This window comes from Ensifer sp. Root423, from assembly GCF_001426275.1.
Classification (GTDB): Bacteria; Pseudomonadota; Alphaproteobacteria; order Rhizobiales; family Rhizobiaceae; genus Ensifer; species Ensifer adhaerens.
The window spans coordinates 676,298-702,775 of record NZ_LMEG01000001.1 but is presented as its reverse complement, the minus strand read 5'-3'; the positions used below and the strand labels follow the sequence as shown (position 1 = coordinate 702,775).

Sequence of the window (26,478 nt, the reverse complement as noted above, 5' to 3'; positions counted from 1 at the left end):
AGCAAGGGGAGCACGGCATGGATTTCATGCGACTGCTGAAGTCGATCGAGGAACTGCTCTATGAGCTCGTCTGCTGGCTGCTGTTTTATCCGCTCACCCTGTGGCGCACGCTGCGCCACCCGCAGGCGATGATGCGCTATGCCGACGTCGAGCTCGGCGACGACCTGCCGGAGCAGTACTCGGATGCGCTGAGCCCGCCGCTTTTTCTGCTGATCACGCTGCTCTTGGCGCATGGGCTGGAGCTCGGCCTCGTCAGCCGCGCAGTTCCCTGGGCGCCGACGTCGCTGCTTGCCTCCGACTCCAACCTGCTGATGTTTCGGGCTGTCGCCTTCAGTATTCTGCCTCTGCTGATGGCCGTGAAGCTCTTGCGCAACAAGGGTGCCAAGCTGACACGCGAGACGCTGCGTCCGCCCTTCTTCAGCCAGTGCTACGTCACGGCACCCTTCGCTTTTGCCATCAGCCTCGGTGGCCAATTGCTCTTGGCCGGGCACAACGCCTTCACCACCGTCGGCGCCGCCTTCGTGGTCGCTTCGATCGTCTGGTACATCGTTGCCGAAACGCGCTGGTTCATGGCCGACCTCGGGCTCTCCGCCGTGCGGTCGCTCCTCCACGTCGTGGTCACGATTCTTCAGGCGCTGCTCGCGATGGCCGTCGCCAGCACGATCATCGCCTATGCCAGCGGAGCCGTGCCGGCGCTAGTACCCTGACGACCGATGGAAGTCAGTTACGCAGGCGGTAGCCGGTGCGGAAGATCCAGGCGAGCACCGACATGCAGACAGTCAGGAAGGCAATGATGATCACCGCGCTGAAGATCGGGTTGACGTCCGACACCTCGAAGAAGCTCCAGCGGAAACCGCTGATGAGGTACAGCACCGGGTTGAAATGGCTGACGGCCTGCCAGAAGGGCGGCAGCATCTTCACCGAATAGAAGCTGCCGCCGAGGAAGACGAGCGGCGGGATCACCAGCATGGGGATCAGGTTCAGTTGCTCGAAATCCTTGGCCCAGATGCCGATGATGAAGCCGAACAGGCTGAAGGAAATCGCCGTCAGCACGAAGAAGAAGACCATGACGAAGGGATGAGCGATCGTCAGATCGACGAAGAGCGATGCCGTCAGGAGAATGATCGTGCCGATCATCATCCCCTTGGTCGCCGCGGCGCCGACATAGCCGAGCACGATCTCCACCATCGAGACCGGCGAGGAAAGCACCTCGTAGATCGTGCCGGTGAATTTCGGGAAATAGATGCCGAAGGACCCGTTGCCGATGCACTGGGTCAGAAGCGTCAGCATCATCAGGCCGGGCGTGATGAAGGCGCCATAGGAAACGCCGTCGATCTCCTGGATGCGGCCGCCGATCGCCGCGCCGAAGACGATGAAATAGAGCGACGTGGAGATAACGGGCGACACCACGCTCTGCAGAAGTGTGCGGCGTGTGCGGGCCATCTCGAAGAAATAAATCGATTTGATCGCTTCGATGTTCATCGCCCTGCCCCCACGATTTCGACGAAAATGTCTTCCAACGAGCTCTGTCGCGTGGAAATGTCCTTGAGCCTGATGCCGGCTTCGGCCAAGGCGGCGAGCAAGGTGGTGATCCCGGTCCGCTCGGCGCTGGTGTCATAATCGTAGATCAGACAATGGCCGTCGCCTTCGAGCGTCAGGTTGTAACCCGAGAGCACGTCAGGCACGCCGTCCAGCGGATGGGCGAGATCGACGCGCAACTGCTTGCGCCCGAGCTTCGACATCAGCGCCGCCTTGTCTTCGACCAGCAGGATCTCGCCGCCGTTGATGACGCCGATGCGGTCGGCGATTTCTTCCGCCTCTTCGATGTAGTGCGTCGTCAGGATGATCGTCACGCCCGAGGCGCGCAGCCGCTCGACCACGTCCCACATGCTCTTGCGCAGGTTGACGTCGACGCCGGCCGTCGGCTCGTCGAGGAAGAGGACCCGCGGCTCATGCGACAGCGCCTTGGCGATCAGCACGCGCCGCTTCATGCCGCCCGAAAGCTCGCGCAGCATGTTGTCCTTCTTGTCCCAGAGCGACAGGTCCTTCAGCACCTTTTCGATATGGGCGGGGTTCGGCTTCTTGCCGTGCAGCCCGCGGGAGAAGGTGACCGTGTTCCAGACGGTTTCGAAAGCGTCGGTGGTCAGCTCCTGCGGCACGAGCCCGATCATCGCGCGGGTCTCGCGGAAATCGCGCACCACGTCGTGCCCCCCGACCATCACCGTTCCGCCGCTCGGATTGACGATGCCGCAGATGATCGAGATCAGCGTCGTCTTGCCGGCGCCGTTCGGCCCGAGCAACGCCAGGATCTCGCCTTCCTCGATATCGAGGCTGACGCCCTTCAGCGCCTTGAAGCCGGAGGCATAAGTCTTCGACAGATTGGAAACGGAAACGATTGGCGCCATGAAAACTGATCCGGAAGGAGGGGCAGAGTCTTGAGGTCCCGCCCTATATGGGACAATTCATTCCGATTTGCAGCCGGCTGGAATGAAAAAACAAGATGACTGTGCGTCAACGAGGCTGAGACAGTCGCGTATCGGCGCCCGCTCCGGCCGATGTCTGCCTCGGGAGCTTGCGGTCAACCAGCCGGTCATGGACCAGCATACCGGCCAGCATTGCCACCACGAAGAGGACCGTTGCCGGCAAGCCAAGCGACAGCGAGGCGAGCGCCGGGCCCGGGCAAAGCCCGACCAACCCCCAGCCGACGCCGAAGATCGCCGAGCCGACGATCAGTCGCCGGTCGATGACCTGATTGTTGGGCAGATGAAAGGCCCCGTCGAACAGCGGATGTTTCAACCGGCGCGTCGCCAGAACTCCGAGCGCCGAAACGAAGACAGCGCCGCCGAGCACGACGGCAAGGCTTGGGTTCCAGTTGCCGGTTATGTCAAGAAAAGCCCGCACGCGGGCCGGATCGAGCATTCCCGACAGCGAAAGACCGAACCCGAATACGACGCCGGAGACGAGCGTCGCGGCAAGGCGGAGCAAGGCGCTGTTCATGCGAAGAAACCCGCAAGGAAGACCGTGACGATCGCCGCTCCCATGAAAGTGGCGACCGCGGCGATCGAGCGGCGCGACAGCCTTGCAAGCCCGACAACGCCATGACCGCTGGTGCAGCCCGAGCCCATGCGCGAACCGAAGCCCACCAGCAGGCCCCCAACCACGAGAAGCGGCCAGGAGGCCGTCACAGTCACCGACGGCCAGGCATCGAAAATGAGGCGGTACAACGCCGGTCCGGCAATCAGCCCCAGTACGAACAATGCGCCCGACGAAGCCTGTACGCCCTGCAGCAGCCGCCCTGCGATGCCACTGATGCCGGCCACCCGGCCATTGGCCACCATCAGGATCGCCGCCGACAGGCCAATCAACAGCCCGCCTACCAGCGCATTCCCGTATTCATTCATGCTTTTGAACCATCCCGACAGAAAATCTGATAGAGCGAGCCGACGAGGCGCGCCACCTTGTCGTGGCTGAGCCGATAGAAAACCTGCTTGGCCTGCCGACGGGTCGCGACAATGCCGGCATCCCGCAACACCGTCAATTGCTGTGAAAGCGTGGGCTGGCGAATGCCCAGCATTTCCTCGAGCGCCGCGACAGAATGCTCGCCTTCGAGCAGCGCGCTCACGATCAGCAACCTGTTGCGGTTGGCAAGTGTCCTGAGGATTTTAGAAACTTCGGCGGCATGCACAGCCATATCGCTGCGCATCCCCGGAAATTGCATGACCGTTCCCATTTCGTCCTCCTGTGGCGTCAAGGAGTGAGTAGGGCCCCCAATGCTTGTAGCGGCCAACCAGACACTATCCAAGATTGTTATACGAAATAATATAATATCGTATTACTTATTACAAAACCAGACGAAACGGAGAGATCGGCACGGCCTCGCCAACCCGAGGTTTTCTCATATGCAGAAAAACATATAGAAAATTCAGTCTGTTACAATTGGATCCGAAAATGCCGGGAATCGCCATATTTGGGGCAACCGTTCGGAACGCGACCCGGACGAGTAAAACCTAAAGTATAATACTACTTATTTACGGAATCAGGTCGATTTGCAGATCTTCGCCGACAGCCGGCCAGGAACGCACTCGAACGAAAGCCGGCGCAGGATTTGCTCGGCCGACCACAGCAATTACGCCCAGTTGTCACGAAACCGTGACGCTCTTCGATCAGTTTGCAACGCGCGGGCCGCAACATCGCCCTTTGATTTGCGCTCGTGATTTGCAGGCCGGAGCCTCCCCCTTTTGCTCCGGTCGTTGGGCCGGCCTCCCCGCCGGCCTCTTTTTTTTGCCGGCTTCCGAGCTTCGATAGCCGGCATCTGGAAACCACAGGTGCCAACCGGCTGAACACCTAATCGCAGTGCCGATAACCGGTCTTGCGCGTCCTCAGGTCGAAGTGGAAATGGTCCTTGTGGAACGGGTCGCTGCCCGGGCCGAGTACGGTGTTGAAGTACTTGCAGCTGTCGGAACGCACGGCCTTCAGCAACGCCTTCTCGCGGAAGGCGAAGAAGCCCTTCTTGCGCACGTCGATTTCCTTGCCGTTCTTCAGCACGAACTTGCCGACATCGATGGCGTTGCCGCGCGCATGTTCCGACATCGGATTGCCGCGACGCGAATTCATCGTACGGCAGGAGTAGCCGCCAAGCGGTTTGATCGTCTTGATGCCGGACCAGTAGCGGTAGCGTGACGACGGGGCGAGTTCGTACTTCACCCACTTCGCGAAAGCCTCGGTCACCTCGCAATTGAGCTTGACCGCCGGCTTCACACCGATGCCGCCGGACAGCCCGCTGAGTTCGATCGGATAGTCGATGCCGCAGGACGGACCGTTGCTGATGCGCGGAATGTCGCGGAAGGTGACGCCGAGCTTTTTCAGGCGCTGGCGGCAAGCAATCTCGGAACCGGGCATCGCGCCGGTATATTCGGGCGTCGACATCGGATTGTTGGCGCGCGGCAGGAAGGCGACCTGCTGCGGCTCCTGCGTGCGCTGAAGGCGCTGCTGTTCCATGGCGCGGGCGCGCTGCGCCTGTTCGGCGGCCATCTTGTCCGGCGACAGCGGCGGCAGATCCGGGTCATAGCCAAGGTTCGCTTCGGCCGGCGCGGCGCTGTTTGCGCCGCCGAGTTGGCGCACATTCTCGTCACCAATGCCGCCGACCACCGGCTGGCTGGCATTGCCCTCGGCAATGTCGTTGCTCTGCTCCTCCGCAAGCCCCACCACCGGCTGCTCCACGCCGAGCATCGCATCCATGTTGACGCCCTCTTGGGGAATAGCGCTCGAGCCGGCGCTTGCCGGCTGCGCGCCCGTCGCCACCGCCTCGTCGCTATCGAGCATCGGAAGCGCGCGGCGCGTCTGCTGAGGCGCCGCGTGCTGCGGATTGGTCTGGAAGGTCGAACGCTGCGTGGCGGCCGGATAGGCGGCCACCTCCTGTGCCGGCACGGCATCGACAGGAACCGGCCCGATCGACCCGACCCGCGCCCCGCCATCGATGCGGCCGGGCGGCGAAAGCGCGTCATCGGTCGAGCAGGTGACGAGCGAAAACGAAAGAACGAGCGCCGTCAGCGGGCGATGGAGACGAGTAACATAGGCCATACCGAACTGCGCCTTCCTCCAGGCGGCCCGAAAAAGACCACCGTCATCGCCCCGCTGCCCCTGCCGCCGCCACCGCGTTCAATTGGCACGCAATGGTTGCTACAGCACCTGCAATTGCTGCCTTTTGCCTGTGTCGCAAACCGGGCACAGCGGACAAAAAGCCTGATTTGCCTGGCATTTTATTCAAATACGGTAAACGAAGGCTTGCGCGCCAACCGCTGGAAATGGGGTGTCCGCGCTGCGAATGGTCCATCCATACCGACAAAAAAAGAGCCCGCGTCCTCGTCGGACGCGGGCTCGCATGCTGAAGGCTTGATCGCTTAGGCCTTAGCGGCACTCGCCGCGATGGACGATCTGGAAACCGGCACCACCCGCCTCGCAGGCGTTGGAGAAGGTTTCGATGCGGCTGCCACGCTGGCCGCAGACCGGGGCATATTCGCGGGTGCAGAACTGGCCCTCGGATGGACGGTCGTCCTCCCTGCGGCATTCGCCGCGGCCGATCACCTGGAAGCCCTCGGAACGCGCCTGGCAGGCGTTCGAGAAGGTCTGCGTGCGGCGGCCGCGCTGGCCACACACCGGATTGTATTCCATCGTGCAGGCCTGCGGCTCGCGATCCGGCGGGCGATAGTCCGGACGGCACTCGCCGCGGTGGATGACGTTGAAGCCGTCGGCGCGCGCCTGGCAGGAGTTCGGGAAGCTGCGCATACGATTGCCGCGCTCGCCACAAACCGGCGCATATTCCATCGTGCAGGCCTGCGGGCGCGTGGGCCTCGGCCCCGGCCGCGGCTCGTCGACGACGACGGTACAGGCGGAAAGAAACCCGAGCGCCAGCATCATGAGCGCGATCGGCCGGGTCAGAAGTAGTTTGAGAAGTGCCATGGTGTCCCCTCTGGTGCAGCGGCCGGCAACCGGAGCGACGCCCCGTCGAACACCTCCCGCTTCTCGCGTATCTATCCCCGGCGGTGCTGAGGTCAAGACGGAGAATGTCTCCGTGCACGACAACCGGTGTGACGACGGCGGCACCTAAACGCGTATCCTTGCGACAGCATTGCGGCCGACCCCGAATGAAAAACCCGCGCGGCGTAGCGCGCGGGTCGCAATCGATAAACCTGTGGCGTCAGGCGGCGCGGCCGTAACCCGCGTGCGAGCCTGAAGGCTGCAGCCGGAACTTCGTCAGCAGCGACTTCAGCTCGCGGCTTTCGGCCGCCAGCGTCTGGCTCGCCGCCGTGGTTTCCTCCACCATCGCCGCGTTCTGCTGGGTCATCTGGTCCATGCTGTTGACGGCGACATTGACCTCCTGCAGCCCGGTCGCCTGCTCCCGCGCGGCCGTGGCGATCGAGGCCACCTGCTCGTTGACCCGGTTGACCTGCGCCTCGATCTCCGCGAGCGCCTCGCCTGTGGAGCGAACCAGATCGACGCCGGCGCCGACCTCGCGCACCGAGGCGCCGATCAGTTCCTTGATCTCCTTGGCGGCTCCGGCCGAACGCTGCGCCAACTCGCGCACTTCCTGTGCGACGACGGCAAAGCCGCGGCCCGCCTCGCCGGCGCGCGCTGCCTCGACCCCGGCGTTGAGCGCCAGCAGATTCGTTTGGAAGGCGATCTCGTCGATGACGCCGATGATCTGGCCGATGCGACCGGACGAGCTTTCGATCCGCCCCATGGCGTCGATGGCATTGCGCACGATGCCGCCGGACTTTGCGGCGCTGGTCCTGGTCCGGTCGACCATCTCACGCGCTTCGTTTGCCCGTTCGGAGGCATGGCGAACCGTCGAGGTGATTTCGTCCAATGCCGCGGCCGTCTCTTCAAGGGCGGCTGCCTGCTGCTCCGTCCGGCGGGAAAGATTGTTTGCCGCTTCGGAAATATCGCCGGCGCTGGCGGTGACGATCTCGGTCGAATGCGAGATCGAGCCGATGACATCACGAAGGGCTGCGACGGCCGTGTTGAAGTCGTCCCGCAGCTTGCCGTATTCCGGCGCGATATGGCTGATCTCGGCGGTGAGGTCGCCACTCGCCAGGAGTTCGAGCGCCGCACCAACGGTTTCCATCGTCTCGGCCTGCGCCTCAGCCGTCGCCCGCTGGCGCTGCTCGTTGCCGCGCCGCTCGGAACTCAGTCGCTCCTGCTGTTCTGCCTCACGCGAGCGCAACACCAGCCGTTCGCGCACCGAGTCACGCAGGACAACGAGGACCTTGGCCATCTGGCCGATCTCGTCGCCACGGTCGGTTTCCGGCACCTCCGAAGACAGATCTTCGTCGGCGATCGCCCGCATCGAGGCCTTCAGCTTTTCGACCGGCTTGACGACGCTGCGCACGATCGCCAGTGCCGCCATCAGGATGGCAAGAGCGGCGGCGGCAAGAATGCCGGCAACCTGCCAGGCGCGGTCGCGGAACATCGCCGCCAGGTCGTCGGCATAGACGCCGGTCCCGACCACCCAGCCCCAGGGCTTGAAGCCGGCAACGTGCGAATACTTCAGCACCGGCGCGTCGGCACCGGGCTTCGGCCAGTAATAGTCGACGAAACCCTGGCCGCTCTTTTCGACGGTCTTTACGAACTCTACGAAGAGCTGCTTGCCGTTGGGATCCTTGTTTTCGGTGAGGTCCTTGCCGTCGAGCTCCGGCTTGATCGGATGCATGATCATGGTCGGATGCATGTCGTTGACCCAGAAATAGCCGCTGCCCTGGTAGCGCATCGCCTTGATCGCTTCGAGCGCGCGCTTCTGCGCCTCCTCGCGCGGCAGCGTGCCGGCCACTTCCAGCTTGTGATAGGCGTCGAACACGGCGATCGCGTTCTCGTCCATCGCCGCAAGCATCGCCTTTCGTTCGCCGACGAGCTTTTCCTGCGCCTGGAACAGACCGAAGGTCAGCGCCGCCGCCATGGTCAAAAGCGCGAATGCCACCAGCGCGTAGAGACGCGCCGAAATCCTGAATTTCTTCATTGCCAATCCCCTGCCCCTCGGCGCTCCCCGCGCCGCCCCAAATCCTGGCGCCGCGGCATAGCCGGCAGGCACTCCCAGAGCCTGCAGGTTAGGATGAGGTCTTTGCAAAGCTCCTAACGAGGAACCCCTAAATTTGGCATTCCTCATTCACCCCCTTCGAAAGTATAACGAGCCGGCACCTCAAGGACGTTGCCGGCATTTGTGCGGCAGCGGGGTCTTCCCTCCACAAGTGCGCTCGGGTTACATCTTGTCTCCAACAGGGAGACAGGCTGCATGACCGAACAGACGAGACCGACCGGCGAACTCACCTTGCGCACGCTCGCCATGCCGGGCGATGCCAATGCGGCGGGCGACATCTTCGGCGGCTGGGTGATGGCGCAGATGGACCTGTCCTGCGGCATCCGCGCGGCAGAACGCGCCCGCGGCCGCGTCGTGACGGCGGCTGTCAAGGAAATGGCCTTCGCGCTGCCCGTCAAGATCGGCGACACGCTCTGCATCTATACGGACGTGCTCAAGGTTGGCCGCACCTCGATGACGCTCAAGGTCGAAGCCTGGGCGCAGCGTTATCTCTCGCATCTGATGGAAAAGGTGACGGACGCGATCTTCGTGATGGTCGCGCTCGACGAGAACGGCAAACCGAAGCCGGTGCCGGCGGAAGAATAGGAGCGCGGCGTATGGAGCCTGCCCATACCGACCCGGAGATCTTCTCGCATATCCGCGTCGTCATGGGCATGATCGTCAGCCTGAGCCTCGCTCGGCTCTTGAGCGGCATTGCACTCTTCGTCCAGCATCCCGGCAAGACGCGCGTCTACTGGATCCACCTCGGCTGGGTCCTGTTCATGTTCGTCTTCCTCGTGCACTTCTGGTGGTGGGAGTTCCACCTGCATTCGCTGGCGGTGATCGATGTCAGCGTCTACCTCTTCGTCGTCCTCTATTGCTGCGTCTTCTTCTTTCTCTGCGTCATGCTGTTTCCAACGACGCTCGACGACTACAGCGACTACGAACACTATTTCATGTCGCGCCGGGCCTGGTTCTTTGGTGCCCTGGCGCTTGCCTTTGCCGTCGATCTCGTCGACACCGCGTTGAAGGGAAAGGCCTATTTCGCGTCCTACGGCTTTGAGTACCCGGCGCGCAACACCGCCTACATCCTGCTCTGCATTGCCGCCGCCTGGACCCCGAACCGCCGTTTTCACGCGGTCTTCGTCGTCGCAGCCGTCGCCTACCAGCTCGTCTGGATGTACCGGGCTTTCGATCTTCTCGATTGAGACGCGGCAGGGCCGTCGTTGAGGATTTCCGTCCATTGGTCTTGATCCAGCGGCACGGCAGTGCTTTATCCGTTAGTCATATCTATATCTCGCATATGCAGGTCGGGGGACTGTTGCATCATGGAAATCTTTACCGCTGCCGGCCTGGCGGCGCTTCTTCAAGTCATCGTCATTGACCTCGTTCTCGCCGGCGACAACGCCGTCGTGATTGGTCTTGCCGCCGCTGGCCTGCCGACGGACCAACGCAAGAAGGTCATTCTCGTCGGCATCATCGCCGCCACGGTGCTGCGCATCGCGCTCGCCAGCGTCACGGTGCAACTGCTCGAAATCATCGGCCTGCTGCTCGCCGGCGGCATCCTGCTGCTTTGGGTCTGCTGGAAGATGTGGCGAGAAATTCGCGAACAGCAGGCAGCAAACGCTGCGGGCGAAAGCGGACAAGGCTCCGAGGCGCCCAGGAAAACCTTCATGCAGGCGGCCATCCAGATAGTCGTCGCCGACGTCTCGATGTCGCTCGACAACGTGCTCGCTGTTGCCGGCGCTGCCCGCGAACATCCGACGATCCTGGTAATCGGCCTTGCGCTTTCGATCGCCATGATGGGCATCGCCGCCGGCTTTATCGCCCGGCTGCTCAACCGCTATCACTGGATCGCCTATATCGGTCTCGTGATCATCCTCTATGTCGCGCTCGACATGATCTATCGCGGCGCAGTCGAGGTCTGGCCGCATCTGGCCCCGGCCGTGGCGGCGGTGATGTAGTTACCGCAACGCCGACGACAAACCGCTTTTCGCTGAAAAGGCAGGGTTTACGCCCTGCCTTTTTCTTTGTGTCCGTTGGGGGTGCGTCAGCCCTTGAAGATGAAGGAAGCACCGGCCGCGATCAGCGCGAAGCCGACCAGATGGTTCCAGCCGATCGACTCCTTCAGCCAGAAGACGGAGAAGGCTGCAAAGACGATCAGCGTGATCACCTCCTGCATCGTCTTCAACTGGGCCGCCGAATAGACCTGGTGGCCGATGCGGTTTGCCGGCACCGCCAGGCAATATTCGAAGAAGGCAATGCCCCAGCTGGCGACGATCGCCATGTAAAGCGGCGACGACGTGTACTTCAGGTGCCCGTACCAGGCAAAGGTCATGAAGACGTTGGAGATCAGGAGCAGAAGAACGGGCCAGAGATAGGCCGGAGAAAGGGTGAACGACATGAAGAACCTCGGCGTGCGAATCACGTTGAGACGATGCGCCGCCGCCCCGTAAGCGCGCAAGTGCCGCCGCTTCTCCGGCGTAAAGACCTGCCTTGGAAGGCACCGACCCACTATTTTTTTGATGTCTGACGCGGCGAATCGCCGTTTCGCATCAGCTATTTCGGCGATTAGCAATCCCTGCCCTAATATTTTACGGGTTTTGCCACAATTTTGCACCGGCGCATGGTGAATGAAGCTTTGCTGCCCGACGGGGCAGACAGGGGAATACCACACTTCGAAACGGCAGTTGCCGTGAAGCTGGCTCCGCGTTCTGCCGCGGTTCGCCGGCGTGCCTGATGCGGCGTTTTCAACGCCTGCACGCGCGCGTCCGCTGATATCTCCCCGCCCAACATTGGAAACCGTTGAGCAACCGGGTGCCATGCCGGCGATTGCCAGGCCGCCCCGACCGTTCGCACCAAGCAACTTGTCAAGGAGACCTGACCATGAAGGTCCTGGCGTTTCTTGCGGCTGCCTATGTCGCGCTACTGACACCTGATTTCGCCAATGCGGGCATGCTTGCCCAGGCGCAGCAATACAAGGGCCTGCACGAGGTCAAGAACAACAAGACCCTTCGTGCAGCGCTCGGCATCAACCCGGCCCGCACCCCCTGGTGCGGCCACTTCATGGGCATGGTCGCCCGCAAGGCCGGGCGCAGTCCGCCGCAGAGCTTCGGCATCGCCCGTTCCTGGCTGCGTTTTGGCGCGCCCGTGAAGCTCTCCTATGCCCGTCCCGGCGACGTCGTCGTCGTGCGCACCGGCCGCGGCTATCACGTCGGCATCCTGTCCATGCTGTCGAAATCGACGGCCCAGCTGATCGGCGGCAACCAGTCCGGCGGCGTCAGGGTCTCGCAGTTCGCACGCGGCCAGGTGGTCGCCATCAGACGGTAGCGCGGCCACAACCGCGCCCGAGCGAGCTTCTTTCAGCGCCGGCTTTCCGGAATGCTGGCTTGCGCCCTCAAGCGAGCTTCAGCCGCATGGCACAGCGCCGCTCTGCCGGCAGCCCGTGCGCCGCCTCGTTGGCAAGGATTTCGGCAAGACGCGGATCGAGTTCGCCCGCATCGAGCGTCACAAAGCCGAGCTTGCAATAGAAGTGCTCGTTCCAGGCAAGATCGCGGAACGTCGTCAGCGTGACGGCGGCGCGTGACGTCACGCGCGCATGCGCGATTGCCGCCAGCATCAGCGTGCGCCCAAGCCCCTGCCCCTGACGTTCCGCCTCGACGGCAAGCTGCCAGATGTGCATGGCATCGTCGGCAACCGTAGCGCAAAGAAAAGCGATCGGCCGATCGGAGGCGTCGACCATTACCACCGATAGTCCGGTGCGCAGGAATTCGCGATGAGCTTCTGCCGATTGCACGTCGTCATCGGCAATCCAGGCAAGCTCGGGGACGGTGCGGAACACCTCGCCCGAGGAGCGCTCGATGGCGGGCAGAAGAGAAAGGTCGCTTTCGCGTGTGGGTCGAATCAGCGGCATGATGGCGCCATCCTACCGCCGCACTGCGCCGCGTCGACCCCGCTGCGTGTTCCCTGGCTGACCACCACGCCGCTTAAAGCGGCAACGCCATCAACATCTCGTCGAAATAGGCATCGTCAACCCGCAGCGCGCGCTGTTCCAGGCCGTATTCGACAAATCCCGCCTTCCGGTAGAGGTTGAGGGCAGCAGCGTTCGACGAGACGACAGTCAGCAACAGCCGCTCCACCTTGCCCCGCGCTTCGGCGATAATCCCGTCGACGAGCAAACGCGATAGCCCGGTTCCTCGTGCCTCTGGCAAGACATACATGCCCCAGAGGGTCCCCTTGTGCTTTGCCTTTGTCGCCGTCTGGATCGCGAGGCCAGCAACACCCATGAGCTTTTCATCGCTATCGAAGGCGCCGAGGACGAAGCCGCTATCAAGCCGTTCCGCTGTGACCTCGATCGGCCGGCTGGCCTCATCCTCGTAAGATGAACCGAAGGCTTCAGGATGCTTCAGCAGGCCGTCTAGCCGAACTGCCCGATAGGCCTCGGCATCACTGGAGGTGAGCCGGCGAATGGAAAAAGGCGCCATCACTGTTGATCCCGAGCGCGATAGAGGTTGCCGGCCTGAACCAAGCGCGGCGGCATGAAGGCCGCGAACCTTGCACAATCGGCCGCTCCGCGGAAGCACCGGCGAGTACAATCTCGCGTAGAAGCCGCGTGGAGCATTTTTACGCTTTGAGCAGCGTCTTCAGGCCCGATCAGGGCGATTTACGCTTCTCGGACTTTCTAATTTAAGTTACGCTTAATTTCCTTCTGACCAGATGCCGCAGGAGGGGCCCGCCGCCTTGGAACGGAAGCTCGCCGTGATCCTTGCTGCCGATGTCGCTGGTTACAGTCGCCTTGTCGCGACCGACGAGGAAGGCACGCTTGCGACCCTGGCCACCTACTGCGAGACGATTTCCGGCCTTGCTGCGGAGCACGGGGGCCGCGTCTTCGGCGCGGCCGGCGACAGCTTGGTCGCGGAATTCCAGAGCGCCGTGCAGGCCGTGCGGGCGGCGGTCGCCATCCAGCGAACCCTTCAGCGCCGCAATGCCGACCTACCGCCAGAAAGGCGCATGGAGTTCCGCATCGGCCTCAATCTCGGCGACGTGGTTGTCAACGGCGGCAATCTGCTCGGCGACGGGGTCAATGTCGCCGCCCGGCTCCAGCAGGTGGCGCAGCCGAACGACATCTGCATTTCCGGCGCGCTCCACGACCAGATCGAAGGCAAGCTCGAGTTTCCGATGCAGCGCCTCGGCGAGCGCGCGCTGAAGAACATACCGCGTCCGGTCCTGGTCCACCGCGTCGAGTGGCGCGAGAACCCGGCGGGCGGCGACTTGCCCGGCATGCCGCTTTCCCTGCCCGACAAGCCATCGATTGCGGTGCTGCCCTTCGTCAACATGTCCGGCGATCCCGAGCAGGATTTCTTCGCCGACGGACTGACTGAGGACATCATCACCGCACTGTCGCTTTACCGCTGGTTCTTCGTCATCGCGCGCAACTCTTCCTTCGCCTACAAGGGCCGCGCCGTCGACGTCAAACAGATCGGCCGGGATCTCGGCGTGCGCTACATCGTCGAAGGCAGCGTGCGCCGGTCCGGCTCGCGGGTGCGCGTTACCGGCCAGCTGATCGAGGCCGAGACCGGCAACCACCTCTGGGCGCAGCGCTACGAGCGTGAATTCGCCGACCTCTTCGCCATTCAGGACGAAATCACCCAGCATGTGGTCGCGGCAATCGAGCCGGAGATCCTGATCGGCGAAAACCGGCGCGCGCAATTGCGGGGCACCGACAATCTCGGCGCCTATGAATGCCACATGCGCGGCACCCTGCTGCACAACGCGCAGGATTCCGCCGTGCATTTCGACGAGGCGATCGAATGGCAGCGCCGCGCCATCGCCCTCGATCCGGAATTCGGCCGCGCGCACATGATGCTCGCCCGCTCGCTGTTTGCCCGCTGCTTCTTCGGCTTCAGCAAGGACATCGACCGCGACAGCGCCGAGTTGCAGGCGGAGGCCGCGCGCGCGGTGGTGATCGACGATCACGACCCCTATTGTCACTATGTCATGTGTCTCGCCAACTTCGCGGCCCAGCGGCCGCACGCCGCGGTCGAGGAAGCGCAACAGGCGATCGACATCAACTCCAACTTCGCGCTCGCCCACATGGCGCTCGGCTGGGCGCGCATCTATATCGGCCGCTTCGCCGAGTCGCTGGACCCGCTGCACAAGGCGCTGCGGCTGAGCCCGCACGATCCGCTCACCTATCTCTTCCTCAACCGCATGGCGCTCGCCCACTACCATCTCGGCAACTACGACGAAGCCCTGCGCTGCGCCGAACGGGCGCTGCTCTTGCGCCGCACCTATTTCAACCTGGTGATGCTGATCACCTGTCTCGGCCAGCTCGACCGCATCGATGAGGCGCGCAAGCTTCTTCCGGAAGCGATCGCCAACGCACCGAGCGACGTGCCGCGCTACTGGCGCTTCTTTACCGCCTATGTCGATCCTGCCGACCACGCGCATTTCAACGACGGGCTCGTCAAGGCGGGCCTGCCCATGGTTCCGTAGGCCGCCATGACACGATCGCAACTGTTCGGGGTTCTGATCGGCATGACGGTGGTGGCGTTCTTCACCATTCTGCGCGCCCAAGATCCGCAGTTGCTGCGCCAGGCGCGCGACGTCACCTTCGACGAATACCAGCGCATTGCGCCGCGCCGCTTCGAGCCCATGCCGGTCAAGATTATCGACATCGACGAGGCGTCGCTGCGCGAGCTCGGCCAATGGCCCTGGCCGCGCGATCGGCTGGCGAAGCTGACCGACCGCTTGAGCGAGATGGGTGCGGCCGCGATCGCCTTCGACGTGCTCTTTGCCGAGCCGGACAGATTGTCGCCGCGCACGGTGGTGCGCGATGTCGGCGGCGTCGATCCGTCCTTCCTTGCCGCCCTGCCGGACAATGACGAGATCTTCGCCGAGGCGATCCGCGACAAGCCCGTGGTTCTCGGCTTCGGCCTGACCAACGAGGGCAGCTACCTGCCGCCGGTCAAGGCCGGCTTTGCCCTGACCGGCGAAAGCGCCAACGAAGCGCCGCCGCGCCTGCGGGCCGCGACGCCGCTCAGGCCGCAGCTCGAGGCCAATGCCGCCGGCCTCGGCCACATCAGCCTCAATCCCGGCTCGTCCTCGGCGGTGGTGCGCACCGCCCCGCTATTCCTGAGCGACGGCCAGCAGTTCTATCCGAGCCTGGCCATGGAGGCCCTGCGGGTGGCCCAGGGTGCTTCGACCTATGTCCTGGCGGCCGCACCAGACGTCGCCAACACGCTGACCGCCGTCAAGATCGGCGACTTCGTCGTACCGCTGATGTCGACCGGCGAGGTCTGGCTCTTTGTCACGCCGGACACGACGGAACGCTATATCTCGGCGCGCCGCATTCTCGCCGACGGCGAGCCTTCGCCGGATATCCGCGCCGGCATCGAAGGCAGCATCGTCTTTATCGGCACTTCGGCGGCCGGACTGCAGGATGTGCGCACCACCGCGCTCGGCCAGAACGTGCCCGGTGTTTCGATCCACGCGCAGATCGTCGAGCAGATCCTGTCGGGTCGCTATCTTTCGCGCCCGGATTGGGCGAACGGGCTCGAAATCCTCTCGATCGCGCTCGCCGGAACGTTGCTGGTGCTGCTCACCACCTTCGTCAGCCCCGTGGTCGCACTCGTCTGCGGCATGGCAGTGACGGCGCTGGCGCTGGTCGCCTCCTGGATCGCCTTCTACTATGGCGGACGGCTTTTCGATCCGCTGGCGCCGATCCTCGCCGCCTCGATCACCCATTTCGCGGCCACTGCCTACCGCTTCCTGGTGACCGATCGCGAACGCCGCGAGGTGCGGCAGGCCTTCGGCCGCTATCTCTCGCCGTCGCTGCTCTACCGCATCGAGCATACGCGCAATGCCCTCAGCCTCGGCGGCGACGATCGCGAGCTCACCGTGATGTTCGTCGACGTGCGCAGCTTCACCGAAATGAGCGAGCGCATGACGCCGACCGAGGTCGTCGCCTTTCTCAACACGCTGCTCGATGCGCTGAGCCGGCATGTGCTGGCCAACGAGGGCACGCTCGACAAGTTCATCGGCGATTCGATCATGGCCTTCTGGAATGCGCCGGTCGACGTCGCCAACCATCCGCAAAAGGCAGTGCGTGCAGCGCTTGGCATGCGCGAGACGCTGGCGCGGCTGAACGCCGACAATGCCTTCGGCTTCGGCGCCGATCAGGAAGTGCGCATCGGCATCGGCATCCATACCGGGCTTGCCTGCGTCGGCAACATGGGCGCCGAGACGCGGTTCAACTATTCCGCCGTCGGCGACACCGTGAACATCGCCGCGCGCATCGAAGCGGCCTGCAAGGACGTCAACATCGACATTCTGGTGTCCGAGGCGACCGCCCAGGCTCTGCCGGACCATGCCATGCTCGACGCCGGCTCCCTCGGGCTCAAGGGCAAGACGACGCGAACGCGGGTCTATGCCGTCGCCGGCGACGAAAACCTCGCTGCCTCGCCCGCCTTCGCGGATCTGCGCGGCCTGCACGATCGGCTGGTCGCCGCACTCGGCGCTCGGACGCAGACCAGCCGCAGCATCGTCAACGCCGCCAAGCTGAAGGCAGCGGCGCTGACGCCGGCACTCGCCGGTTTCTACGCCCGGATCGGCCGCCGCGCCGACCATTTCGCGCAGACCACCGACGAGAATACCAAGCGTCCTGCCGAATGATCTTGCCCACGGCAGCCGAAAGCCACCTCGCAGAGCACATGCGGAAACGACCGCAGCCTACTGATTTAGTGCAGTTTTCAAGAAACACGGCTCGCCAGAGGAAGGCGGCAAGGCGCACCGGCTCGGCTTTGAGATCAGGCGCGCGCCAGCAAAGCCTTCGCCGCCCCTTCAATCGTGGCTTGGGGCCTGATCCTGCGTCCCCTGATCCTGGCTCGGTTGATCGCCGCCACCGCCGTCTTGCGGTCCTGGGTCGCCGGGGTTGTTCGGCTGCGGCCCGGGATCACCCGGGTTTTGCGGCTGCGGCCCGGGATCACCCGGGTTTTGCGGCTGCGGGCCGGGATCGCCCGGGTTCTGGGGCTGCGGTCCGGGATCGCCGGGGTTCTCCGGCTGCGGGCCCGGATCCCGGGGCTTTTCTTCCGGCGGCGGCTTCTCTTCACGCGGCTTTTCTTCGACGCGAGCCGGTTGCTCTGGGATGGTACGGGTGGTGCCCTCGAACTGCGCCGCGCGCAGCCCGCAACCGCCGCCCACCCAGCCGATCGCTCCGGACAGGCGTTGACCTCCGGAGAGGAACGGCAGCGCCTGGGCATTGCCGAGGGATTTCAACGTCGTGCGGCTTACCCGTTTCGGTTCGGTGGCCCTCCGGCCAGGCTTGGCGACGACGCAATCGCAGCGCTGCGTCAGCTGCCGGCAGCCGCCTGGACCGCAGAAATCCGCCGCGCCGCTGAGCAGCACCACGGCGGTGGTGCCATCCGGGCCGACAAAGAAGTCGAAGGCGGTGCCGCGCACCCCGATGGTGCCGGCCGGCGTGACGATTTCATAGGCGGAATGGCCGGATTTGCCGCTGATCCAGCGGAACGTGCCCTTGGCGGCCATGATGGTCAGCTTCTTCACCGACTTCTTGTCGTCATAGACGAACTTGTCGATGACGACGGAAGACCCCCAGCCGACGGCAAGCTTGGTGCCGTCCTCGAAGACGAACTGCCCGAGCCCGGACTTCGATGTCGATATCCGTTCGTTCTTGTAGACAGGGTCTCTGACCGCAATCGCACCCCGCGCACCGTTGACCGCTGTCCGGATCTCCACTGCCTTGCCGACCGGTTCGGCGGCAAACAGGGACATCGGACCAAGGACCACGGCACAAAGCCCAAGTGCGGCACCACGCAAGCAGAACATGGCACCCTCCAAAGAACTATTGTTATCACGCGGCAGGCTTGGCTGTCTTCTCGCCCAATCGGGGTAACGCTGCGTCAGGCCCGCAACCGTAAGGGTTACAATGCGACAGGAATCCGACCCGCCTTGGTTGAAGCCCGCGATTCAAGGCGCAAACGGCGCCGGAATCGACTTCGGCAACCGGGGCGAAATGTTGCCCTTTTGTACTCCCTCGCCCCTTCACTTTCGGCCGGACTCTCTCCATATTCCCCGCCATGACCAAAGCTCCGAAGAATGCCCCGCCGAAGCCCTCCACCCCGTCCGGTTTCGAAGAAGCGCCGCAGGCGCCTTTGTCAGGCACGCCGCTTTCCGGCAATGTTTCCGACTGGGTGAAGCAGCTTGAGGCGGACGCGGAAGCCTCGGCCTTCGAAACCCAACGCCAGATCGCCTCCAAGGCCGGCAAGCACCGCAAGACGGTGGAGATCGCCGCCTCCAAGGCGGCGCGCAAGGCAGCGGGCGCCGATGACGAGGCGCAGCCGAAGAAGGCGGGCAAGAAAGGCAAGGTCGAGATCGTTGGCAGCAAGTCGGCGCGCGGCACCTCCATGGGCGGTTCGACCGACCCGAAGACCCGCGCCGCCGCCGGCCTCAATCCGGTGGCCGGCCTCGACGTCTCGCTGGAAGATGCCGCCAAGCTGACCTCCACCTCGGGCGTCACCGCCACCGTCGAGGCGCTTTCGGCGCTGATCGAGAGCGGCAACCCGCTGTTCAAGGACGGCAAGCTCTGGACGCCGCATCGCCCTGCCCGCCCACCGAAATCCGAGGGCGGCGTCGAAATCCGCATGGCGTCGGACTACCAGCCGGCCGGCGACCAGCCAACGGCGATCGCCGATCTGGTCGAGGGCCTGAACTCCGGCGAGCGCAGCCAGGTGCTGCTCGGCGTCACCGGCTCGGGCAAGACCTTCACCATGGCCAAGGTGATCGAGGCGACGCAGCGCCCCGCCGTGATCCTCGCGCCCAACAAGACGCTCGCCGCCCAGCTCTATTCCGAGTTCAAGAACTTCTTCCCGGACAACGCGGTCGAGTACTTCGTCTCCTACTACGACTATTACCAGCCGGAAGCCTACGTGCCGCGCTCGGACACGTTTATCGAGAAGGAATCCTCGATCAACGAACAGATCGACCGCATGCGCCACTCGGCCACCCGCTCGCTGCTGGAGCGCGACGACTGCATCATCGTCGCCTCGGTCTCCTGCATCTACGGTATCGGCTCGGTCGAGACCTACACCGCCATGACCTTCCAGATGAGCGTCGGCGACCGGCTCGACCAGCGCCAGCTTCTCGCCGACCTGGTGGCGCAGCAGTACAAGCGCCGCGACATGGACTTCCAGCGCGGCTCGTTTCGGGTGCGCGGGGATACGATCGAGATCTTCCCGGCCCACCTGGAGGATGCCGCCTGGCGCATCTCCATGTTCGGCGACGAGATCGACGCCATCACCGAGTTCGATCCGCTCACCGGCCAGAAGACCGGCGACCTGAAGTCGGTGAAAATCTACGCCAACTCGCACTATGTCACCCCGCGCCCGACGCTGAACGGCGCCATCAAGGCGATCAAGGAAGAGTTGGTGCATCGCCTCGCGGAACTCGAAAAAGGCGGCCGCCTGCTCGAAGCCCAGCGACTGGAGCAACGCACCCGCTACGACATCGAGATGCTCGAGGCGACAGGCTCCTGCGCCGGCATCGAGAACTATTCGCGTTACCTCACCGGCCGCAATCCCGGCGAGCCGCCGCCGACGCTGTTCGAATATATCCCCGACAATGCGCTGCTGTTCATCGACGAGAGCCACGTCTCCGTGAGCCAGATCGGCGGCATGTATCGAGGCGACTTCCGCCGCAAGGCGACGCTTGCCGAATACGGCTTCCGCCTGCCCTCCTGCATGGACAATCGCCCCTTGCGCTTCGAGGAATGGGACGCGATGCGCCCCGACACGATCGCCGTTTCGGCGACGCCCGGCAGCTGGGAGTTGGAGCAATCCGGCGGCGTCTTTGCCGAACAGGTCATCCGCCCGACCGGCCTGATCGATCCGCCGGTGGAAGTGCGCTCGGCGAAAACCCAGGTCGACGACGTGCTCGGCGAAATCCGCGAGACGGCCGCCGCCGGCTACCGCACGCTCGTTACCGTGCTCACCAAGCGCATGGCAGAAGACCTCACCGAATACCTGCACGAACAGGGCATTCGCGTGCGCTACATGCACTCCGACATCGACACGCTGGAGCGCATCGAGATCATCCGCGACCTGCGTCTCGGCGCATTCGACGTGCTCGTCGGCATCAACCTTCTGCGCGAAGGCCTCGACATCCCCGAATGCGGCTTCGTCGCCATTCTCGACGCCGACAAGGAAGGCTTCCTGCGCTCCGAGACCTCGCTGGTGCAGACCATCGGCCGCGCCGCCCGCAACGTCGACGGCAAGGTCATCCTCTATGCCGACCAGATCACCGGCTCCATGCAGCGCGCCATGGACGAAACCAGCCGCCGCCGCGAAAAGCAGATGGCCTATAACGAGGCCAACGGCATCACCCCGGAATCGGTGAAGGCGAAGATCTCCGACATCCTCGATAGCGTCTACGAGAAGGACCACGTCCGCGCCGACATTTCCGGCGTCGCCGGCAAGGGTTTCGCCGACGGCGGCCACCTCGTCGGCAACAACCTGCAGGCGCACCTCAACGCGCTGGAAAAACAGATGCGCGACGCCGCCGGCGACCTCGACTTCGAAAAGGCCGCGCGCCTGCGCGACGAGATCAAACGCCTCAAGGCCGCCGAACTCGCCGCGATGGACGACCCGATGGCGCGGGAAGAGGCACGGTCGCAGGAGGGTGGCAAGCGGTCCGGCTCCTCGACGTCATCTTCGGGCTCGACCCGAGGATCCAAATCCACCGACGACAAATCCCTATTTCAGAAGCCGTCCCTCGACGACATGGGCCCAGGCACGGACACGGAGACCCCACTGTTCCGCAAGCCCGACCTCGACGAAATGGGCCGCGACGTCGCGACACCCGCCGGCGCGGACAAATCGCTGTTCCGCCGGAACACGCTGGACGAAATGACCGTCGGCCGCACCGAAAAGCCAGTCATCGGCCACGTCCCGGAAAAACCGATCGTCACGCGGGCGAAACCGGGTGTCGGCTCCTATGAGGATCCGGTGGATCAGAAGCGGCAGAAGGGGCGGACGAAGGGCAAGACGGGGCGGCCGGGGCGGTGAGGTAGAACTTCGATGGAGTGGTTTGCATGACGAACGCTGAGCAAGCCGGATCAATCTCCGCGAACTGATCGATGGGGAAGCGCCGCTGCCGTTGTCGGCATGTTGTCAATCGGGCCAGTCTTCGCCGGCATTGTGATATCGCGTTTCATTGCAGGTGAACTGCCCGGCCACCACACGCTTACCGTCGCCGAACACCAAATCCTGTTTTATTTGATAATCTCGGCGCTAGGTTATGGCGCCTTCAAGACGATGCAGCTCAGCCTGTTGTTCGTTGTCGCTCACTTCGGCGGCCGGTGGAAGCTTTAGAAAAAGTTGATTGAGATGACGGTCGGCCGGGCACAATAGTCCGCGATCTTCAAAACTCTCGGAGAGCGCCCCGGCCAACTCCGACGTACTCGCGGTGGCGCAGGGAACCTTGGCCTTGCCGCCTCCCCCATTCCCCGCTACAACCACCCTCATGATCAAGACCGCGCTCATCGCTGCCAACTATTATGCGACGTCTCCATAGGGAGCGGCGCGTTTCGATCATGCCTTGAAACAAGCCGCCGTCAGGCGGCTTTGTTTTGTTCAGTGCTCCCTGGCGGCATAGCCATGGAGAGTACCGATGACCCATTCCGACAATCCAACCGATGCCTTTGAGCCGCGTTCCGCGATCACCTGGACGCTGGTTGAGCGCGGTTATGTCAACCAGGTGACCGATCTTGCGGGCGTCGACGGCGCCTTTGCGGCCGGCGTCGTGCCTGTCTATGCCGGTTTCGATGCGACGGCGGACAGTCTGCATGTCGGCCATCTCATGCCGATCATGGCGCTTCGGCGTCTGCAGCAGGCCGGCCACAAGCCGATCGTTCTGATTGGCGGCGGCACCACCCGGATCGGCGATCCCAGCTTCCGTTCGGCGGCACGGCCGATGCTGTCAGAAGACGAGATTGCGGCCAATGTCGCCGGCATCCGCAAAGTGTTCGAGCGGCTGCTGACCTTTGGCGACGGGCCGTCCGACGCGGTCATGGTCAACAATGCCGACTGGCTGGACCGGATGGCCTGGATCGACATGCTCCGGGACGTCGGCAAACATTTCTCTGTCAACCGCATGCTTTCCTTTGACAGCGTGAAAACGCGGCTGGAGCAACAGGAGAACCTGAGCTTCCTCGAATTCAACTACATGATCCTGCAGGCGGTCGATTTCCTCGAGCTGTTTCGCCGCACCGGTTGCCGGCTGCAGCTCGGTGGCGGCGACCAGTGGGGCAATATCGTCGGCGGCGTCGATCTCTTGCGCCGGATCGAGGGCGCGGAAGTCTTCGGCATGACCACGCCGCTCCTGACCACCGCCTCGGGCGTCAAGATGGGCAAGACAGCGGCCGGCGCGGTCTGGGTCAACGAAGACCGCCTGTCGCCCTACGACTACTGGCAGTTCTGGCGCAACGCCGAGGATGCCGACGTGGTGCGCTTCCTCAAACTCTTCACCGAACTGCCGATCGACGAGATCGAAAGGCTCGGTCGCGCCGAGGGTGCGGAACTGAATGCGGTGAAGGAGCGGCTTGCCAACGAGGCGACGGCACTGGTGCATGGGCGGCAAGCGGCCGATCATGCACAGCAGACGGCGCGGCAGGCTTTCGGGCAAGGCGAAGCCGCCGCGGGCTTGCCGACCGTCGAACTCGACGACGCCGAGCGCACTGCCGGCGTGATGCTGATCGACCTGCTCGTCCGGGCCGGGCTGGCGGCATCGAAGAGCGAAGCGCGGCGGGCGATCTCAGGGCGCGGCGTCCGCATCGACGGCGAGGTCGTCGAGGATGGCGACGGACTGCTGACCGTCGCCGGGCGCCCGCTGCGGCTCTCGCTCGGCAAGAAGCGCCATGTGGTGGTGAAGTAGCGGTTCTCCGCTACGACCACAGCCTCACCGCCCTCGACCCGGCGCTTGTTTTGGACCCTCCTCGCGCCACATCTGCGGCGCGGGGGATGCGTCGGCAAACCAAAGCGCCTGTGTGCGCTGGCTCGGCATCTCCTGCCGCGCCGACGCGCGGCAGCTGGATCTCTGTGACGCGCACAGAGATGAGGGTGGAGATGATGCAGCCGCAGAAATCGTGGCTTGGGCGTGACGACGGTAACCGGCGGCGCTCTTATGAAATCGGCTCGCAGCGAACCACCTTGGCCGAAGAAGTGCCGGGATTACCCGACCGCCCTCATTCCTGTGCCTGTCACAGGAGTCCAGCAGCGCCGCGTCTGCGGCGCGAAGGGCCTACTGCCAAAAAGTTTGCCGGAACGAGCCGCCGCAGTTTTCCGCCGTGCGGCCGCATTGGTACGGGATCCCTGTGACGAGCAGAGATGGACGGGGCTGCAGCCGCCAAGATCGCGGCTCCAACGGCCCGGACAACACATCGGGGCTGTGGCGGGCGGCATCGTGGCGCCAACGCCGCTCGAAAGTGAGCCCGCCCACGGCCACGCCGACGTCGCGGCGACCAGCCCACCGCAACCGCCCTCGCCTCGACCTGCCCTGCGTCGTCGCCAAACTCCTCGCCCCACTTGCAGAGCGCATCCGCCGCCACGTTCAGCGCGGCACCGCGTTTGGTCAACGAATAGACCACCTTTGGCGGCGTTTCCGGATAGGTGGTGCGGCTGACGAGGCCATCGGCTTCCAGTTCGCGCAGTTGCTGCGCCAGCATCTTCTCGCTGATGGCGGGCATCGCCTGACGCAGGCGGCCGAAGCGGCGCGCGGCCTTGCCGAGTTCGCAGAGAATATCGACCTTCCACTTGCCCTCGATCGCCCGCAGCGCGGTCATGAAACCGCAGTTTTCCATGGCATCCGTCACGTCATCCTCCCTTACGCCGGGGTAACCACTTACCCGCGCGTGCGTATTGCGACCCGATTGTCCCGTCTTACGTCTCAGCCGCGACGACAAATGCGTCGCCTCGAACAAGCGAAGCGGGATGCGCGTAGCGAGCGCCGATCCCGCACCAAGGATATGGAGACTGGATATGCAACCTGCAATCAGCGTTTTGGGAATGGGGCGGATGGGGTCGGCATTGGCGCATGCGCTGCTCAAGGCCGGGCACCCGACGACGGTGTGGAACCGTACGCCGGCAAAGGCCGCGCCGCTCGCCGCAGCCGGAGCCGAAGTGGCGGCCAGCGTACGCAACGCCGTCGCAGCCTCCGACATCGTCATCGTCAATGTCAGCGACTACCAGGCGACGCAGAGCCTGCTGCGCGACCCTGACGTCACTGGCACCCTCAAGGGCAAGCTGATCATCGAGCTGACCTCCGGCACGCCCGATGGCGCCCGCGAGGTGCAGGCTTGGGCCGGGCGGCATGGCATCCGCTACCTCGACGGTGCGATCCTGGCGACGCCCGATTTCATCGGCACCGAAGCGGGCACGCTGCTCATCTCCGGCCCGGCCGCGGCGTTTGAGGAAAGCCGCGCAGTGCTCGGCGCGCTCGCCGGCAATGTGCAGCATATCGGCGCTGATCCGGGCCTTGCCAACGCGCTCGACAGCGCGGTGCTCGCCCTGATGTGGGGCGCGCTGTTCGGCGCGCTGCAATCGATCGCCGTCTGCCGCGCCGAGGCGATCGATCTCGAAACGCTTGGCAAGCAATGGTCGGCGACGGCGCCTGTCATCAATGGCCTCGTCGCCGACCTGATCAAGCGCAGCGCCGCCGGGCGCTATGCGGCCGACGACAAGACGCTTTCCTCGGTCTCGCCGCACTATGGCGCCTTCCACCATCTGGTCGAGCTGATGGCCGCCCGCGGCATCGACCGGACGATCACCGACGGCTACGAGGCGATCTTCCGCCGTGCCATCGACGCCGGCCACCTGCACGACGATTTTGCATCGTTGTCGCTGTTCATGGGGCGTCCGTAACGCGTAGGTGACGGGGCGCGCGCCGTCCGCTGTGCCGCCCCGCGCCACAATCTTTCAGATTTGCGCTTTAAGCCTTTGATCCATCGCCGCGTTCTGCGCCTGCCGCGTCCTTGCTCCGCGTGCGGCGGTGCGCACTCACTTCGCGGCCTCCGCACCGCCCCCTTCGCCTGCCGGCTTGAGTACTCCGACCAAGGTCTTGCCGTCGGTGAAGTAAGGATCGCCGCCGCCGTTGCGACCCGATGTGGTGGCGCCGACGCCGGGGATCTCATAGGTCGATGCCACCTGCCCGGCCTTGTCGAGGTCGTCGATGACCAGATTGCGTTCGGCATCGAGATCGGGGCCGATGTGGTGGGTGATCTGGCCGGTATCGTGGCTGAGGCCGACGCCGCGGTCGAAGCTGGCCGAACCGAGCCAGAGCGGGCCGCTGCCCTCCACAGGCTTGGTCGTCTGCCAAAAGCGCACATGGTTGCGCTGGTCGGCGCTGTGGCCGACCGGCTTCTCGAAGGCCAGGTCCTGCTTGCGCCCCTCATAGAACAGCGGACTGACGGGCGCGTCGAGATCCGGCCGGTCGAGCACGACGCTGAGGCCGATATCGACCGAGGACCTGAGCGTCACCTTGTCGGCGGCGTCCCATCCGGCCGCGGCGAAGGCGCGGATGATCTGCTCCTTGGAGCCGACCAGCCCGACATTGATCGGGTCGCCGGGAATACCCTGCTCCGTGGACGTTACCATGGGATTGAGCGGAACCCTGCGCCTGGAATCACGGAAGACCCAGAGTTCCGGGACGAGAAAATAGCTGACCGCGAGATAGGCGGCGAGCATGGTCGCCAGCAGGAAAACGGCTGCACGCATGTGTGAGCGGCTCATGCCACTCTCCTTCGCTCCAGACGATGGCAGAGTCCCGGCTATCGGACACAGACGAAGACTATGGCACCGATGGAGGCGACTGCACAGCGGTGCCACAAAGGCGAACGTCGG

At 64.1% G+C, this 26,478-nt stretch carries 24 protein-coding genes; 10 read left to right on the top strand and 14 right to left on the bottom strand.

The genetic code is table 11. The annotated features are described in order from the left end of the window. Nucleotides 1-17: 17 nt before the first annotated feature. Nucleotides 18-707, top strand: coding sequence for a hypothetical protein (locus ASD01_RS03510; RefSeq protein ID WP_034795206.1), 690 nt, complete (start codon nt 18-20; stop codon nt 705-707). Nucleotides 708-720: 13 nt separating this feature from the next. Here the strand turns inward: ASD01_RS03510 and ASD01_RS03505 are convergent, their stop codons facing one another. The 8 genes from ASD01_RS03505 to ASD01_RS03470 form a co-directional block, all read right to left on the bottom strand. After that, a complete protein-coding gene (locus tag ASD01_RS03505; protein ID WP_034795209.1) occupies nt 721-1,482 on the bottom strand; it encodes an ABC transporter permease in 762 nt (253 codons plus the stop codon). Next, entirely contained in the window at nt 1,479-2,405 is a 927-nt protein-coding gene (locus ASD01_RS03500) for an ABC transporter ATP-binding protein (protein WP_034795212.1), read from the bottom strand. The genes ASD01_RS03505 and ASD01_RS03500 overlap by 4 nt, the downstream gene beginning before the upstream one ends. A gap of 106 nt (nt 2,406-2,511) precedes the next feature. Then, the gene (locus ASD01_RS03495) at nt 2,512-2,997 is read right to left on the bottom strand and encodes a YeeE/YedE family protein (protein WP_034795216.1); all 486 of its coding nucleotides are present in this window, start codon (nt 2,995-2,997) and stop codon (nt 2,512-2,514) included. After that, nucleotides 2,994-3,401 carry a YeeE/YedE family protein gene (locus ASD01_RS03490; protein ID WP_034795219.1) on the bottom strand — a complete coding sequence of 136 codons (408 nt, stop codon included), beginning with the start codon at nt 3,399-3,401 and terminating at the stop codon, nt 2,994-2,996. Before ASD01_RS03490 ends, ASD01_RS03495 begins: the two co-directional genes overlap by 4 nt. Then, nucleotides 3,398-3,730, bottom strand: a complete 333-nt coding sequence (locus ASD01_RS03485) for an ArsR/SmtB family transcription factor (RefSeq protein ID WP_034795232.1) — start codon at nt 3,728-3,730, stop codon at nt 3,398-3,400. Before ASD01_RS03485 ends, ASD01_RS03490 begins: the two co-directional genes overlap by 4 nt. A 614-nt stretch (nt 3,731-4,344) precedes the next feature. Beyond that, nucleotides 4,345-5,580 carry an extensin-like domain-containing protein gene (locus ASD01_RS03480; protein WP_060643552.1) on the bottom strand — a complete coding sequence of 412 codons (1,236 nt, stop codon included), beginning with the start codon at nt 5,578-5,580 and terminating at the stop codon, nt 4,345-4,347. Nucleotides 5,581-5,907: 327 nt separating this feature from the next. Continuing rightward, nucleotides 5,908-6,459: a Kazal-type serine protease inhibitor family protein gene (locus tag ASD01_RS03475; protein ID WP_034795236.1), complete on the bottom strand. Its 552-nt coding sequence runs from the start codon at nt 6,457-6,459 to the stop codon at nt 5,908-5,910. A gap of 238 nt (nt 6,460-6,697) precedes the next feature. Then, on the bottom strand, nt 6,698-8,512 hold the full coding sequence (locus ASD01_RS03470) for a methyl-accepting chemotaxis protein (RefSeq protein ID WP_060528788.1): 1,815 nt from the start codon (nt 8,510-8,512) through the stop codon (nt 6,698-6,700). 273 nt (nt 8,513-8,785) lie between these two features. On the opposite strand from ASD01_RS03470, the gene ASD01_RS03465 reads away from it, so the two are divergent. From ASD01_RS03465 to ASD01_RS03455, 3 genes are all read left to right on the top strand, one after another. Further along, complete coding sequence (locus tag ASD01_RS03465) at nt 8,786-9,175, top strand: acyl-CoA thioesterase (RefSeq protein WP_034795240.1); 390 nt, start codon at nt 8,786-8,788, stop codon at nt 9,173-9,175. Between the two features lie 11 nt (nt 9,176-9,186). Beyond that, entirely contained in the window at nt 9,187-9,777 is a 591-nt protein-coding gene (locus ASD01_RS03460; protein WP_034795242.1) for a hypothetical protein, read from the top strand. A gap of 120 nt (nt 9,778-9,897) precedes the next feature. Then, a complete protein-coding gene (locus ASD01_RS03455; protein ID WP_034795244.1) occupies nt 9,898-10,533 on the top strand; it encodes a TerC family protein in 636 nt (211 codons plus the stop codon). Nucleotides 10,534-10,619: 86 nt separating this feature from the next. On the opposite strand, the gene ASD01_RS03450 is transcribed toward ASD01_RS03455, so the two are convergent. Next, nucleotides 10,620-10,973 carry a DMT family protein gene (locus ASD01_RS03450; RefSeq protein WP_034795307.1) on the bottom strand — a complete coding sequence of 118 codons (354 nt, stop codon included), beginning with the start codon at nt 10,971-10,973 and terminating at the stop codon, nt 10,620-10,622. Nucleotides 10,974-11,455: 482 nt separating this feature from the next. Here ASD01_RS03450 and ASD01_RS03445 point away from each other — a divergent pair, with 482 nt between their 5' ends. Further along, nucleotides 11,456-11,899 carry a TIGR02594 family protein gene (locus tag ASD01_RS03445; protein ID WP_034795245.1) on the top strand — a complete coding sequence of 148 codons (444 nt, stop codon included), beginning with the start codon at nt 11,456-11,458 and terminating at the stop codon, nt 11,897-11,899. Nucleotides 11,900-11,966: 67 nt separating this feature from the next. Here ASD01_RS03445 and ASD01_RS03440 read toward each other — a convergent pair whose 3' ends face one another. Further along, entirely contained in the window at nt 11,967-12,482 is a 516-nt protein-coding gene (locus tag ASD01_RS03440; protein WP_034795249.1) for a GNAT family N-acetyltransferase, read from the bottom strand. A 73-nt stretch (nt 12,483-12,555) separates the two neighbouring features. After that, nucleotides 12,556-13,053, bottom strand: a complete 498-nt coding sequence (locus tag ASD01_RS03435; RefSeq protein WP_034795266.1) for a GNAT family N-acetyltransferase — start codon at nt 13,051-13,053, stop codon at nt 12,556-12,558. A 256-nt stretch (nt 13,054-13,309) separates the two neighbouring features. Here ASD01_RS03435 and ASD01_RS03430 point away from each other — a divergent pair, with 256 nt between their 5' ends. Further along, entirely contained in the window at nt 13,310-15,064 is a 1,755-nt protein-coding gene (locus ASD01_RS03430; RefSeq protein ID WP_034795269.1) for an adenylate/guanylate cyclase domain-containing protein, read from the top strand. Nucleotides 15,065-15,070: 6 nt separating this feature from the next. Further along, nucleotides 15,071-17,242, top strand: a complete 2,172-nt coding sequence (locus ASD01_RS03425; protein WP_034795272.1) for a CHASE2 domain-containing protein — start codon at nt 15,071-15,073, stop codon at nt 17,240-17,242. 168 nt (nt 17,243-17,410) lie between these two features. On the opposite strand, the gene ASD01_RS34370 is transcribed toward ASD01_RS03425, so the two are convergent. Continuing rightward, nucleotides 17,411-18,415, bottom strand: coding sequence for a FecR domain-containing protein (locus ASD01_RS34370; protein WP_082566463.1), 1,005 nt, complete (start codon nt 18,413-18,415; stop codon nt 17,411-17,413). Between the two features lie 251 nt (nt 18,416-18,666). Between ASD01_RS34370 and uvrB the strand changes: the two genes are divergently transcribed. Both uvrB and tyrS read left to right on the top strand, forming a co-directional pair. After that, the gene (gene uvrB / locus ASD01_RS03415) at nt 18,667-21,648 is read left to right on the top strand and encodes an excinuclease ABC subunit UvrB (RefSeq protein WP_034788499.1); all 2,982 of its coding nucleotides are present in this window, start codon (nt 18,667-18,669) and stop codon (nt 21,646-21,648) included. Nucleotides 21,649-22,252: 604 nt separating this feature from the next. Next, nucleotides 22,253-23,515 carry a tyrosine--tRNA ligase gene (gene tyrS, locus ASD01_RS03405; protein WP_051659136.1) on the top strand — a complete coding sequence of 421 codons (1,263 nt, stop codon included), beginning with the start codon at nt 22,253-22,255 and terminating at the stop codon, nt 23,513-23,515. A 325-nt stretch (nt 23,516-23,840) separates the two neighbouring features. Here tyrS and ASD01_RS34365 read toward each other — a convergent pair whose 3' ends face one another. Next, entirely contained in the window at nt 23,841-24,452 is a 612-nt protein-coding gene (locus tag ASD01_RS34365) for a winged helix-turn-helix transcriptional regulator (protein WP_234798741.1), read from the bottom strand. 166 nt (nt 24,453-24,618) lie between these two features. Here ASD01_RS34365 and ASD01_RS03395 point away from each other — a divergent pair, with 166 nt between their 5' ends. Beyond that, on the top strand, nt 24,619-25,500 hold the full coding sequence (locus tag ASD01_RS03395; protein ID WP_060643551.1) for an NAD(P)-dependent oxidoreductase: 882 nt from the start codon (nt 24,619-24,621) through the stop codon (nt 25,498-25,500). Nucleotides 25,501-25,635: 135 nt separating this feature from the next. Here ASD01_RS03395 and ASD01_RS03390 read toward each other — a convergent pair whose 3' ends face one another. After that, on the bottom strand, nt 25,636-26,367 hold the full coding sequence (locus ASD01_RS03390) for an LssY C-terminal domain-containing protein (RefSeq protein WP_051659135.1): 732 nt from the start codon (nt 26,365-26,367) through the stop codon (nt 25,636-25,638). Nucleotides 26,368-26,478 lie beyond the last annotated feature (111 nt).